We start from the raw sequence: 13,865 nt of genomic DNA, 5'->3' as shown, positions 1-13,865 counted from the left end.
TTATGGAGTCAATAAAAAACATCATGGTTGCTTTAGACCTGTCTTCTATGGACAACCACCTGATCGAATACAGTTCGTTTCTTGCTGATAAATTGAATGTTGAACAGGTATATTTCATTCATAACATCAAGAAATACGAAATTTCTGAGCTCTTTGATGAAGAGTTAAAAAAGTTAAATCTTGATCAGATTATAGGTGACGAACTCAACGAAAAAGTAGAAAGCCGCTATACCGCATCGGCCCCTTGGGAGGTGCTTATTTCTGAGGATTCAAACACCGAGTCGCTTATACATTATACCGCAAACAAATATCAAATTGATCTGGTTCTTTTAGGGAATAAGTCGCCTAAAAAAGGAACCGGGGTTGTACCTTCAAAGTTGTTGCGCCTGCTTAAATGCAGCATTCTTTCAATACCCAAAACAGCCCAAAAGCAATTGGAAAAGATTTGGGTAGGAACCGATTTTTCTGCGCATTCGCGAAAATCCTTTGCATTGGCAGAGATGCTGAAAAACAAATTGCAGGTTCAGCTCAATGCCGTACACGTTTATCACGTTCCAATTCAGTTTTCACCTTACGTTACCCGTGAAGACGCCGCGCAAAAGATTGAAAAGCACCTGCAACAAAAGGCGATCAAGTTTGTCAAAAAATTGAATACTAACAACCCGGATGAGCTTCACCTGATTTACGCCAAAGAAAGCAGCGTTATTGAAAAGTTTACCCTGGAGATCGAAAAGCAAAAGCCCGATCTGATAATTTTATCTGACAAGGGTAGTAACAATATTTCGTCCTTGCTCATCGGCAGTCTCACTGAAGAACTTTTTGAAGAGCACCTGAGCAGACCCTTACTGGTTGTAAAGTAGAATTAAGCGACACTAGTTAGAAGGTGAAATTGGGACGGGTTTCCCCATTTCACCTTTTTTGTTTGTAACTGTTGCGTTTAAATTGTTGCCAAAGAAAGCAGATTAGGTCAGTTGATGTTTGAGTTTTAGAATCGCTTCCTGGCTCGCACCTCCTCACCTTTTGTGTGTAATTGGAATATTTCGTATTTCGTATTTCGTATTTCGTATTTCGTATTTCGTATTTCGTATTTCGTATTTCGTATTTCTAAATTGTATTTTTCATTTCACGTAACTTTAGACACCAATTAATACCAAAACCTTGAAGTCAGAACAAGCCAACCATATTGACAGCACCGCAGCCGGTAAACTCATCGCAAGGCGGAAAAAGCAATTGGATGCAAACGATCTGATTTCAAAAATTTGTAATGGCAACACCACAGCACTTAGCCGGGCCATTACACTGGTAGAAAGCACCGCAAGTACGCATCAGGAATTAGCACAGCAGATTTTGGAAGGCTGCCTCCCGCACGCCAACAAGTCGGTGCGCATTGGGATCACAGGAGTTCCGGGCGTAGGCAAAAGCACCTTTATTGAAGCCCTGGGCAATCACGTCATCAAAGCCGGAAAAAAACTCGCCGTACTGGCAATAGACCCTAGCAGCTCGGTCTCTCACGGCAGTATTCTGGGTGATAAAACGCGTATGGAGCAGCTCTCCACAAATCCACAAGCTTTTATAAGACCTTCGGCAGCCGGCGATTCTTTGGGTGGCGTAGCCCGAAAGACCCGCGAAGCTATTATGCTCTGTGAAGCCGCGGGCTATGACGTTATTTTTATAGAAACGGTGGGTGTGGGTCAGAGCGAAACCGCGGTACATGCGATGACCGATTTCTTTTTATTGCTGAAACTGGCCGGTGCCGGCGACGAACTGCAGGGCATAAAGCGCGGCATTATGGAAATGGCAGACTGCATTGTCATCAATAAAGCCGATGGCGAAAACATCAATGCCGCCAAACACGCCAAAAATGCTTTTGCCAAAGCCATGCACCTCTACCCTCCCAAAGCCAGCGGCTGGCAACCTAAAACCAAACTCTGCAGCGCGCTTAACAAAGAAGGTATTGACGAAATCTGGGAGCTTATTGAAAGCTATTTTGAACAGGTCAAAACCTCCGGATATTTTGAAGAAAACCGAAAAAACCAAAACACCTACTGGCTAAAAAGCAGCATCGAAAACGCGCTGAAAGATCGGTTTTATAATAGCGCCGAGATTCAGGAAGCCTTACAAAAACAACTTATTGCCATAAATTCGGGCGAAACCACGCCATTTCTGGCAGCACAGTTCTTGCTGGATTTAAATACTACAAAGGACTAAAGTTCTACTCCTCAAAAGCCGCAATCCCCGATGGTTTTACTGCCTTGATCAAACCTTCAGGCGTATAGTTTAAACTGTCTACACACAGTTCACGCAGCAAATCTTCTGAGTTAGGTGAATTGGCCGAATGCCTGTGGTATAAAATATAATCCTGTCCGTTTTTAGTGAACACCGTATGATGTCCGGGACTGTAGGTGATCGAGTCGGTTTCGGTAGAAAGGATAGGACTGTTGGAAGCTTCGGTAAAAGGCCCGTAGGGGTTGTCTCCGGTAGCATAACGCACCTTGTAGGTGTCTTCGATCACCTTTCCGTCTGAATACATCAAATAATAGGTACTGTCGCGCTTAATCATAATAGGCGCTTCAAAATAATTAGCCGGAGTTACATCTTTGATTTCGCCATCAAACGTGATCATATCCTCTTTCAGCTTTACCACAAAACAATGCCCGTTTACCCAGTTCAAACCCGAACCCCAGTACAAATAGGCCTGCCCGTCGTCATCAATAAAAGCTTCCGCATCTATCATATGATATTCCGGAAACAAATCACCTTTGATTAAAGGCGAATTATCTTCTTTTGCATTTTTCCAAGGGCCCAGCGGACTTTCGGCTACACCGGCCCAGACTTCGCTACCCACCGAAACATACATATAATACTTTCCGTTTTGAGCTTTGATAACCGAAGGTGCCCAAACCATTGACCCGTTAGAAGTTGGGCTGGTACAGGCTTCTTTAGTAGGCCAGTTGATGCTTTTCAATTCCCAGTTCTTAAAATCGGATGACTCTAAAACTGCAAGATCTTCTTTCCCCCAGGGATCTTTAGTCGCATAAATATAGAATTTACCATCTGCCTCTACGATTGAAGGATCTGCGTAAAAACCGTCAGTAATGGGATTGGTAATTAATTGGGTGTGGGTAGAATCTGCAACGGTTGCTGTTTCGTCAGTAGACTTATTCGTGTTTTTACAACTAAATGCGGTCACGGCTAAAAGAACCGTCAGGTATGAAAATCTCATTGATGTTATTTTAAAAATTCTAAAATACTTCAAATATGTACTACAAAAAAATTTAGGAGTTCAATTTTTTGTAGCGCTTCTCGTTTCTTTTGTATTTCAGAAATGCAATGACAATCCCCAGAATAAGTCCCAGAAGCCCGAATTGTATTAAATCATCAGGACCAAACATAGCGGTAGTCACATAACTCACCGCAACTTTATAGGTAATTGCAAAAAGTACGATCTGAATTACAATTCCCAGACCGTATTGAAATTTAGCGGTACGCTTCTGTTCCCAGCTTTTCAGGAACTTCCGGTCTTTCTCACTCAATCGCATAAAGGCTTATTTTGAAACGAAATGCATTTAGAGTACAAACTCCTTGCGATACCATTCTATTTGTTCCTTGAGGCCTTGCTCAAGCGTCGTTGAAGGATTGTAATTGAGCAGGCGGCGTGCCTTGTCAATATTGGCTTTGGTAAACATCTGGTCGCCCCCGCGTTTGGGTACGCTGATTTTTCGGATTTTAGTATCGAGTAGTTTTTCTACAATCGCGATGCCCTCTCCTGTGGTATGTTCCTGCTCTGTCCCCAGATTGATGACTTCGCCATTTATGGTTTCTTCCTTGCCAATCACGCTTACCACTCCGTCAATAATATCTTCAACAAAAGTAAAACTGCGTACGTGGTCTTCACTGCCTTCAAACAAGGGAAATTCCTGATGGAAAAACCCGCAACCTATCAACTTGGTGTATAATTTTTCCGGGCGTTCCCGGGGTCCGTAAACCGAAAACAGACGTAACGAGCAGGTTTTCATCTTTTTCTCCCGGGTTTTGGAAAGCACCAATTGCTCTGCAGCCAGTTTGGTCACCCCGTAAAACGATGCCGGCTCAGGTGCCTCATCTTCGGTCAGGGTGGCGTGGAGACCATAAATAGACGAAGTCGAAATATTGGTAAACAGCTTCAGGTTTTTGCAGGTTAGCGCAAAATCAATCAGGTTTTTAGTCGCGACCAGGTTGTTGAGCAAATAATCTTCAAAACTCGACGAAGACGCGATACCCGGCTGTGCCGCAAAGTGAAAAATATAATCAAAATCGGTATCCAAAATTTTAAAATCTTTCGGTTCCCTAAGGTCAACAATCTTAACCGGAATACCGGCGTCTTCCAGATATTTGGCGTTTCGGTCTTTAAGATCAGGACTGTAATAGGGCGAAAAATTATCAATCCCCACGACATCAAAATCCATTTCCTTAAGACGTTCGGCGCAATGCGAACCTATAAAACCGGCAGCTCCGGTAACTAATACTTTCATCTAATCAATCTATTTCGGTAGAAGTGCGCGGTTAACATGTCAATTCAGACATCTGCACTGCCTACAACTAAACTACTCTTCGTTTTTAAAAATTTTGGCATAGCCAAAACGATGCAGGGCCACCAGCGCTAGCGCAATCAGGATCCCGATCACAAAACCGGTAAGTACATCACCGGGATAATGCACGCCTACGTAAATGCGGCTGTAGCCCACCAATAAGGCCCAGACTAACAACAGCGGAAACACCCATTTGAAGCGGGACTTTAACAGCAAACCTACAAAAACAGCCAGCGCCATCGAACTCGCCGCGTGAGCCGAAAAATATCCGTAACTCCCGCAGCGTACCGCGATAAAGCGGGCCTGCTCCATAATACCTTCCTGACGGCATGGGCGCAACCGCTCAAAACCGTGCTTAAATACATTGGCCAGCTGATCTGTAGCTGTTATCAGCAGCGCTACAAAAACCAGCGTATATAAAGTGCCTTTCAGCCCAAAACGCTTAAAAATCAAAAACAGCAAAACCGCATACAGCGGGATGCTGCTCCACTTATCGGTAAGTACAAGCCAAAAAGGATCCCAGGTCTCCGAGCCCAAATTATTGAGCCAGAGATACAGGTCATAATCCAGTTGCTTCAGCTCGTTCATCTATTCTTCTTCGTAACGGGCAACTTCCCGGTCGTAAAAATCAGTTGCTGCCTGAATGAGATTTTCGGCTTCCGAAGCTAATTCGTCTTCATCGTTTTTATCAAAATCCTCCAGCCATTCTACCTCATCGTTCTTGAGATCGATGATAAAACGCGGAAAATCGGTATGAATAACAAAAATAGAATCGGGATAATCAGTATTATCGCCCAGTATAAATTTAGGAAGTTCCATAAGTTTCAATTAAACATCCGGCTGTTTGCCTGTTTCGAAAACCTTCCGGATCAAAAAGTGCCACAAAGGTAAGTTTACTTTACAGATTATGCGACTTCGGCAGATTGAAGTTTTATACCTTATCTTCGTTGCCCTAGAAAACGCAGGAAAATTATGCAGCCCACAACCATACTTTTACTCATTGCAGGTTATTTTATCACTCTTGTTTTGGTTTCCTATTTTACCGGAAAGGGTGGCTCTAACGAAGACTTTTTTAAGGCCAGTAAGCAATCACCCTGGTATCTGGTGGCCTTTGGGATGATTGGCGCTTCACTTTCGGGGGTAACCTTTATATCGGTACCCGGCTGGGTTGAAGCCTCGCAGTTTAGCTATTTTCAAGTAGTTTTGGGGTATACGGTAGGCTACGCGGTAATCGGGTTGGTTCTGCTTCCGCTGTATTACCGCCTCAATCTGACTTCCATTTACTCCTATCTCGAGGGGCGTTTTGGCCCTGCCTCGTACAAAACCGGAGCTTCCTTTTTCATTCTAAGCCGGGTCGTAGGCGCCAGTTTCCGCCTGTATCTGGTGGCCAATGTGTTGCAGCTGCTGGTTTTTGACAGTATGGGCGTACCGTTTTGGGTAACCGTAACCATCACCATTTTACTCATCTGGCTCTACACCTTTAAAAGCGGAATTAAAACCATCGTTTGGACAGACACCCTGCAAACCCTCTTTATGCTGATTGCGCTGGGTGTGGCTATCTATTTTGTCTCTGCCGATTTAGGCCTGGATGCCGGCTCTATTTTTAGTTTTATAGCCGATAGCAATCTGTCGCAAATGTTCTTTTTTGACGACTGGAAAAGTGCCGACTTCTTCTTCAAACAGTTCATCAGCGGTGCGTTTATCGCTATCGTTATGACGGGACTCGATCAGGATATGATGCAAAAAAACCTTACCTGTCGCAGCCTTGAAGATGCCCAGAAGAATATGTTTTGGTTTACAATCGTACTAACCGTTGTAAACTTCATCTTCCTGGCACTGGGGGTTTTGCTTACGGTGTATGCTGAAAACAATGGGATTGAAGCTTCTAAAGACGACCTGTTTCCGTTTATTGCCACCAAAGCCGGAATGGGCTTCGGCATCGCGATTTGCTTTATCCTGGGACTTATCGCCGCAGCCTATTCCAGTGCAGACAGTGCTTTAACTGCGCTGACCACTTCATTCAGTATCGACATTTTGGAGATCGAAAAGAAATACGAAAAAGCCAAACAAATCGCGATGCGTAAAAAGATACACATCCTCTTTTCGATAGTGCTGGTTCTGGTGATTATAGGCTTTAAATACCTGATTGCCGATGAAAGTGTGATCGCAAAACTCTTTGTTTTTGCGGGCTACACCTATGGGCCTTTACTGGGACTTTATGCTTTTGGATTGTTTACCAAATGGCAGGTAAAAGATGCCCTCGTACCCGTAATCGCAATTCTCACGCCCATAACAGGCTATGTACTGAGTCTGCTCTCACTGAAGTATCTCAATTTTGAATTCGGCTTCTTTATTCTGATCCTGAATGGTCTGCTTACCTTTTTAGGTTTAGTAGCTATTCGTACCCAAAAGCACTAAAGTACAGGCATAGTCGGGTTCAATGCCCGCAGCCTGAAGTTTTTTCGCAAAAAAAGGATTCTCCGTACCGGGATTAAAAATCACCCGTTCGGGTTTTAAGTTTTCAATATAATCGTAGTACTCTTCCTGTCGGGTAGCGTTTAGATACAGCGTCACTGTATGTACATCTTCATAGGCAGGTTTTCCGGTATCAATAGAAACTCCGGCAACTTTACCTTCACGCAAACCCAGTGCTACCACAGGTTGCTCATTTTGCACGAGACGATTAATAGCCATATGTGAATAGCGGGAAGGATTAAGCGAGGCGCCTAAAACCAGGGTTTTCTTTTTCATAAGGGGTGTTCTTTAGCAGTTTTTCAGGATTTCAAGTTAGGTGTAAATACACGCACAGAAGCCTTATACCATCATAAAAACGCGTTAAATGATTCCGGTAGCTGTAACAATGCCAGAGTTGGTCAGTCTATAAAATAGAAGTCGACTTCCAAGTTTGAATTGTTTATAAATTAGTTTTGATGGTTAGTGTTAATTTCTAGCGTTCAAGCTTGAAAACCCGGGATTTAGCGGTCCCGGGTTTTTATTTTTAAAACAATAGGCTTAGTTACTCAGCGCTGCTTTTTTCAAAACCCTGTAAACCATTAAATTTCAGAGACCTATGGGGTTGAAAATTTAGATTACCAAAATAAATGTAGTTTTTACTGTAACAAAAATCTAACACGAACGTCTTTTAATAAACCGCTAATCACGGGGTACTTTGTTTCAGCTATTATGCAATACAAAGTATTATGTTTTAACATCAATCAAAAATCAAACAGTTATGAAATCTAACCACAGGCTGCTTAGCCTACTATTTGTATTATTCAGTTTTGCGGCATTTGCCCAACCCAAAGCCCCCGAAGTCGTAACCGGCTCGGTTTCCGGCGTGGTGATGGATACGCAACTCAACCAGCCCATCCCCTACGCCACCGTAGTTATTATGACCAGCACCGGCGAAACCCTTACCGGTGGTATCACCAATGACGACGGTGTTTTTGAAATCAAAAAAATTCCGGAAGGCGCCTATACCTTGAAAGTTCAGTTTATAGGTTATGAGCCGGTCACCCGCGACCTGGTGGTAGACCGCGATCACCGCGAGACCGATTACGGGAAAATCAATATGGACGCTGTAGCCGCCGAACTGGATGCGGTTAATGTGGTTGCCGAGCGCACTACCATTGAGCAGAAAATTGACCGAAAGGTCATCAATATTGGTAAAGACCTGACCACGGCGGGCGCGACTGCTGCAGATATCATGAACAACATCCCTTCGGTGAGTCTTGATCAGCAATCAGGAGCGCTTACCCTGCGCGGTAACAGCAACGTGCAGGTGATGGTAGACGGCAAATTGTCTAACATCGCGCCAGACCAGTTGCTCAAACAACTTCCGTCTAACTCCATCAAAAAAATTGAACTGATTACCAATCCTTCGGCCAAGTACAACCCCGATGGAATGAGCGGAATCATCAACATCGTACTGCACAAAAACGCGAATGTGGGCTTTAACGGCGACGTGAGCGCCGGCCTTTCGTATGAGAAAAACGCCCAGTTTAACAGCGGTTTAAACCTTAACTACCGCAACGGAAAATTTAATCTGTATTCCAATTACAGCAATACCATCGCCAAGAATGCCAATTACGGGACTATTTTTCGCGAAGGCGATAACTCAACCCAGTTTTTTGATATGCTTAACGACCGCAAATCACACCTGCTTAAGGTGGGTCTTGATGTGTATTTGAATGAGAAAAACACCATTAGTGTCTTTACCTCACAAAACAGCTTTAAAGGCGAGCCCGGTGGGAATATTGACATTGTGTATGCCGATGATATGAGCCGTAATCTGATGCAGGATTTTGGCGCAGATATGGACAATTACTCGCAGCAGTACAATTTTGACTACAAGCTTGACTTTGAAAAAGAAGGCCACAACATCGAGTTTGAAGCCGATTACAACACCTTTGACGCAGAAGAAGACACCTTTTTTGACTTTACGGGAACCACTCCGCTTTCTGATTACGAAGATTTTGTAGATACCAAACGCAACCGCACCACGCTAAATCTGGATTATGTGAATCCGTTAAGCGAAAGCGAAAAACTTGAACTAGGTGCGCAGGCGATTTTGTTTAATACCGATATTGGCTACAGCAGCACCGGCCAGTCTTTTAATGCCGAAGGAAACCTCGTGCCTACTCCAAGTACGCATTTTGACTACAACCGAAACATTTATTCAGCTTATGTGACCTACGGTAAGAATTACGAAAAATGGTCGTACCAGGCGGGTTTACGTGCTGAGCAGGTAAATGTGGAAGCCGATACCAATAGCGTTCGTGCCTTTACCAATGATTATTTTGAAGTCTATCCCTCAGCCTACGTGACTTTTAATCCTTCGGAAAAAAACCAGTATCAGCTAAGCTACAGCCGCCGTATTGACCGCCCCGGTGTAGGGCAGGTAAATCCTATTCGTGAGTGGAGTTCGCCTCTAGTTACCGAATACGGAAACGTGAATCTGCTGCCGCAGTTTACCAATTCGCTGGAGGCCAACTACACCCGAAGCTTTGAAAAAGGAAGCTTTACTGCCGGTGTCTTCTACCGCATCATTGAAGACCAGATCAACCAGGCGGTTTATGTTGACCGTTTTAATCTGGACCGTATGGTGCTTACCCAGGACAACTTTGACTCGACCACCGCTTACGGTTTTGAACTGAGCAGCAACTTTAAAGCTTTTGACTGGTGGAGCATCAACGCGAGTTATGACCTGTTTAACCAGACTCAGACGGGAATCACCGAAATGCTGGACCCCAATATTGAAAACCCTACGGCAGCAGATATCATTCAGACTTCTGAAGAGGTCGAAAACACGGTGTATAACGCCCGGGTGATCAACAATTTTAACGCGACCAAGCAGCTTACGTTTACCGCTTTTGCGATGTTCCGCGGGCCGCAGGCAGGGATTCAGTTTAGAAATAAATCCATGTTTATGACCAATATTGGCGCGCGCTACTCCATCTGGGAAGGCAAGGGAACTATTAGTTTAAACTACAACGACATTTTCAATACGATGAAAGCCCGCTTTACCGGTAGCAGTCCGTATTTGATTCAGGGACAGTTTAACTGGGAAAGCAACACCATTTACGCCGGTTTCAACTACCGTTTTGGGGATAGCAAGTACCGCGCGAAGCGTCGTAAGCAACGTGATGATAATGAGGCATCTGGAGGCGGAATGTTTTAACACAAAACCTAACAGATTTTTAATGTAAAGTTTACATTTAATAAATAATTTTTCTTAAATTTGTTTTAACGATTTACATAATCGATTTTAAAGATTGTCTTTTTCTACGGTTTGTTTATTTGAATTAGCCTTTTTTTAAACATCTCTCAAAAAACAATCAACATAAAAGGCCGAAGTTTTCACTTCGGCCTTTTTTCATTTTAGTCATGTTACTATCCTTAAATCTTTTCGCTCAAAATCCCGGCATCAATGCCTGAATGTGAAGTGTGATAGGTCACGGTTCCGTTTTTTACCAGGAGCAATTGCGGACTTTCGTGCTGCACGTTAAAACGGTCGGCGATCGCATTGCTAATCTCGCGGTATTGTTTCAAATCCAGAAAATACGGTTCGAGCTGTTTTTTATCGTAATCGTAATTCTTTTCAAATCCCCGCAAAGCCATACGGCTGATCCCGCAGGTGGTACTGTGTTTAAAAATCACCACGGGAACTGCCTTTGAAATTTCCACAATCTCATCGAGCTGGTTCATACGCTCTAAGGGAATCCACTTCATCTCTTTTATTTCTTCTTTGGCCACATCGCGTGCACTTTTAAACTTGTCAAAAAATCCCATTTCCGTTCTTTTTAAAATTCATTTAACGCCTGCTGTGTTCAGGACGGCGTAAATTTAAGGAAAGATTGCGGGCTATTCTACTAAGGGAATCCCAAGGTTAACCTGACGAAAAGACAGTTTAATAGCGTGGTTTAACTGCCGAAAAGTCGGTTATTTTTACTGGTATAGTAGTTGCCAAAGCATACTCAAACAACTGAAATCAATCCCGAACAGGGAAAAACAGAAATACGATGAACTTTAATAATTTCACTATAAAATCACAGGAAGCCATACAGCAGGCCCAGGCGCTTGCTCAGGGGTATGGCCATCAGCAAATAGAGAATGAGCATATTTTTAAAGCCATTCTTGAGGTTGATGAGAACGTTACGCCTTTTCTATTACAGAAACTGGATGTGAATGTCAATCTGCTGAAGCAGATTTTAGAAAGCACGCTTACCAGCTTTCCCAAGGTAAGCGGCGGCGATATTATGTTGTCTCGCGAAGCCGGTAAAACGGTGACCGAAGCCGGTAACATCGCCAAAAAGATGAATGATGAGTATGTTTCATTAGAGCATCTCTTTTTAGCCATCTTTAAATCGAGCAGCAAGATCGCGCAGATTTTAAAAGATCAAGGCGTTACCGAGAAACACCTGAAAGCGGCTATTGAAGAATTGCGTAAAGGCGACCGCGTGACTTCACAAAGTGCTGAAGAAACCTATAATTCGCTTAGCAAATACGCCAAAAATCTGAATCAGCTGGCCCGCGATGGCAAGCTTGATCCGGTGATAGGTCGTGATGAGGAGATTCGCCGCATTTTGCAGATTTTATCGCGACGTACCAAAAATAACCCGATTCTTGTGGGTGAACCCGGTACCGGTAAAACCGCGATTGCCGAAGGTCTCGCACACCGTATTATAGACGGCGACGTGCCCGAAAACCTTCAGGAAAAGCAAATCTGGGCGCTTGATATGGGCGCGTTGATTGCAGGTGCCAAGTACAAAGGGGAGTTTGAAGAGCGCCTTAAAGCGGTGATCAAGGAAGTAACCACAGCAGCCGGCGATATCGTTCTCTTTATAGACGAGATTCACACCCTTGTGGGTGCCGGTGGCGGTCAGGGCGCGATGGATGCCGCAAACATCCTCAAGCCTGCACTAGCCCGCGGGGAGTTACGCGCCATTGGTGCCACTACGCTAGATGAATATCAAAAGTACTTTGAGCAGGATAAGGCTTTGGAGCGACGTTTCCAGAAAGTGAGCGTTTTTGAGCCGGATACCGAATCTGCGATTTCCATCTTACGCGGGATCAAAGAAAAGTATGAGACCCATCACAAGGTGCGTATTAAAGACAACGCGATCATCGCTGCTGTAGAGCTTTCGCAGCGCTACATCACCAACCGCTTTTTACCCGACAAGGCGATTGACCTGATGGACGAGGCGGCTTCTAAAATGCGTATGGAAATCAACTCCAAGCCCGAAGAACTCGACGTGCTTGATCGTAAGATTATGCAATTGGAGATTGAGATTGAAGCCATTAAGCGCGAAAAAGACGAGACTAAACTCAAGTCTTTGCACGCTGATTTGGCCAATTTGAAAGAAGAGCGCAACGAGATCAACGCCAAGTGGAAGAGCGAAAAAGAAGTGGTTGACAACATTCAGAATGCCAAGCAGGATATCGAAAACTTTAAGCTCGAAGCCGAGCGTGCCGAACGCGAAGGCAATTACGGTCTGGTAGCTGAGTTGCGCTATGGAAAGATCAAACAGGCTCAGGAAGAGCTTGAAAAATTGCAGCAGCAACTAGCCAATCAGGGCGATAACAGCCTGATTAAAGAAGAAGTGACCAGCGAAGACATCGCCGAAGTGGTAGCCAAGTGGACGGGTATCCCCGTAACCAAAATGCTGCAAAGCGAGCGCGAGAAATTGCTGCACCTAGAGACCGACCTGCACAAACGTGTGGTAGGCCAGCAGGAAGCCATTATCGCGGTGAGTGATGCGGTACGCCGCAGCCGCGCCGGCTTGCAGGATCAGAAACGGCCTATTGGTTCGTTCCTGTTCTTAGGTACAACCGGGGTGGGTAAAACCGAACTCGCTAAAGCTCTGGCCGAATACCTGTTTGACGACGAAAACAACATCACCCGTATTGATATGAGTGAGTATCAGGAGCGTCACAGCGTGAGCCGTCTTGTAGGTGCGCCTCCGGGATATGTGGGTTACGACGAGGGCGGTCAGCTTACCGAAGCCGTACGCCGCAAGCCTTACAGCGTTATTTTGCTTGATGAGATTGAAAAAGCACATCCGGACACCTTTAATATCCTGTTACAGGTGCTTGATGAAGGCCGACTTACAGATAACAAAGGCCGCTTGGCTGACTTTAAGAATACCATCATCATTATGACCTCAAATATGGGCAGTCATATCATACAGGAGAAATTTGAAACCATCAAAGATCCTGAGACCGCGATGGAAGGCGCAAAAACCGAAGTACTGGGTATGCTGAAACAAACCATACGGCCCGAATTCATCAACCGTATAGACGATATTGTGATGTTTGCCCCGCTTACGCGAAAAGATATCGAGAAGGTCGTAAGCCTGCAGCTTAAAGGCGTGACCCGTATGCTGGCCAAACAGGGCATTACGCTTGATGCCACAACCGATGCCATCGCGTACCTGGCAGACCGCGGTTTTCAGCCTGAGTTTGGCGCACGGCCGGTAAAACGTACCATTCAAAAAGAAGTGCTTAACCAGCTTTCTAAAGAAATTTTGAGCGGTAAAGTGACCACAGACAGCATCATCTTACTCGATGCCTTTGATGACGAACTCGTGTTTCGCAATCAAAACGATCTGGTGAGCAACGACTGAAGAGCATTGTACCTATAAACTGAAAGCGGCACCTTAATAGGTGTCGCTTTTTTATTAACAATTACGTTGATAAGTTTCTCCTGAAAACCTTGATTCAGTGAATTTTGAGATATTAAAATGGCTAGTTTTATGAAAGTAAAAATTTTGGAAAACCGTTTAAGAGATGAGATAT

General features: G+C 44.4%; 12 protein-coding genes. 5 read left to right on the top strand and 7 right to left on the bottom strand.

Annotated elements, in window-relative coordinates; all coding sequences use genetic code 11:
• The first annotated feature begins 2 nt into the window (after positions 1-2).
• Together CJ305_RS10840 and meaB are read left to right on the top strand one after the other, a co-directional pair.
• Complete coding sequence (locus CJ305_RS10840) at positions 3-860, top strand: universal stress protein (RefSeq protein WP_099646299.1); 858 nt, start codon at positions 3-5, stop codon at positions 858-860.
• 298 nt (positions 861-1,158) lie between these two features.
• Positions 1,159-2,208, top strand: a complete 1,050-nt coding sequence (gene meaB / locus CJ305_RS10835; protein ID WP_099646298.1) for a methylmalonyl Co-A mutase-associated GTPase MeaB — start codon at positions 1,159-1,161, stop codon at positions 2,206-2,208.
• Positions 2,209-2,212: 4 nt separating this feature from the next.
• Here the strand turns inward: meaB and CJ305_RS10830 are convergent, their stop codons facing one another.
• The 5 genes from CJ305_RS10830 to CJ305_RS10810 form a co-directional block, all read right to left on the bottom strand.
• Complete coding sequence (locus CJ305_RS10830) at positions 2,213-3,223, bottom strand: family 43 glycosylhydrolase (RefSeq protein WP_099646297.1); 1,011 nt, start codon at positions 3,221-3,223, stop codon at positions 2,213-2,215.
• A gap of 52 nt (positions 3,224-3,275) precedes the next feature.
• Positions 3,276-3,539: a hypothetical protein gene (locus CJ305_RS10825; RefSeq protein ID WP_099646296.1), complete on the bottom strand. Its 264-nt coding sequence runs from the start codon at positions 3,537-3,539 to the stop codon at positions 3,276-3,278.
• A gap of 27 nt (positions 3,540-3,566) precedes the next feature.
• A complete protein-coding gene (locus CJ305_RS10820; RefSeq protein ID WP_099646295.1) occupies positions 3,567-4,511 on the bottom strand; it encodes an NAD-dependent epimerase/dehydratase family protein in 945 nt (314 codons plus the stop codon).
• Positions 4,512-4,583: 72 nt separating this feature from the next.
• A complete protein-coding gene (locus tag CJ305_RS10815; protein WP_099646294.1) occupies positions 4,584-5,156 on the bottom strand; it encodes a phosphatase PAP2 family protein in 573 nt (190 codons plus the stop codon).
• On the bottom strand, positions 5,157-5,387 hold the full coding sequence (locus CJ305_RS10810; RefSeq protein WP_099646293.1) for a hypothetical protein: 231 nt from the start codon (positions 5,385-5,387) through the stop codon (positions 5,157-5,159).
• Positions 5,388-5,540: 153 nt separating this feature from the next.
• On the opposite strand from CJ305_RS10810, the gene CJ305_RS10805 reads away from it, so the two are divergent.
• Complete coding sequence (locus CJ305_RS10805; RefSeq protein WP_099646292.1) at positions 5,541-6,986, top strand: sodium:solute symporter; 1,446 nt, start codon at positions 5,541-5,543, stop codon at positions 6,984-6,986.
• Here the strand turns inward: CJ305_RS10805 and CJ305_RS10800 are convergent.
• Positions 6,957-7,319, bottom strand: a complete 363-nt coding sequence (locus tag CJ305_RS10800; RefSeq protein WP_099646291.1) for a CoA-binding protein — start codon at positions 7,317-7,319, stop codon at positions 6,957-6,959. The genes CJ305_RS10805 and CJ305_RS10800 overlap by 30 nt on opposite strands.
• 481 nt (positions 7,320-7,800) lie before the next feature.
• Between CJ305_RS10800 and CJ305_RS10795 the strand changes: the two genes are divergently transcribed.
• Positions 7,801-10,248, top strand: coding sequence for a TonB-dependent receptor (locus CJ305_RS10795; RefSeq protein ID WP_099646290.1), 2,448 nt, complete (start codon positions 7,801-7,803; stop codon positions 10,246-10,248).
• 218 nt (positions 10,249-10,466) lie between these two features.
• Here the strand turns inward: CJ305_RS10795 and ytxJ are convergent, their stop codons facing one another.
• Positions 10,467-10,859 carry a bacillithiol system redox-active protein YtxJ gene (gene ytxJ, locus CJ305_RS10790; RefSeq protein WP_099646289.1) on the bottom strand — a complete coding sequence of 131 codons (393 nt, stop codon included), beginning with the start codon at positions 10,857-10,859 and terminating at the stop codon, positions 10,467-10,469.
• Between the two features lie 230 nt (positions 10,860-11,089).
• Between ytxJ and clpB the strand changes: the two genes are divergently transcribed.
• The gene (clpB, locus tag CJ305_RS10785; protein WP_099646288.1) at positions 11,090-13,693 is read left to right on the top strand and encodes an ATP-dependent chaperone ClpB; all 2,604 of its coding nucleotides are present in this window, start codon (positions 11,090-11,092) and stop codon (positions 13,691-13,693) included.
• Positions 13,694-13,865: the final 172 nt, after the last annotated feature.

Origin of the sequence: Leeuwenhoekiella nanhaiensis, from assembly GCF_002744755.1 — a bacterium.
In the GTDB taxonomy this organism is placed as follows: domain Bacteria; phylum Bacteroidota; class Bacteroidia; order Flavobacteriales; family Flavobacteriaceae; genus Leeuwenhoekiella; species Leeuwenhoekiella nanhaiensis.
The sequence above is the reverse complement of the archived record's forward strand: the minus strand, read 5'-3'. Positions and strand labels throughout refer to the sequence as shown.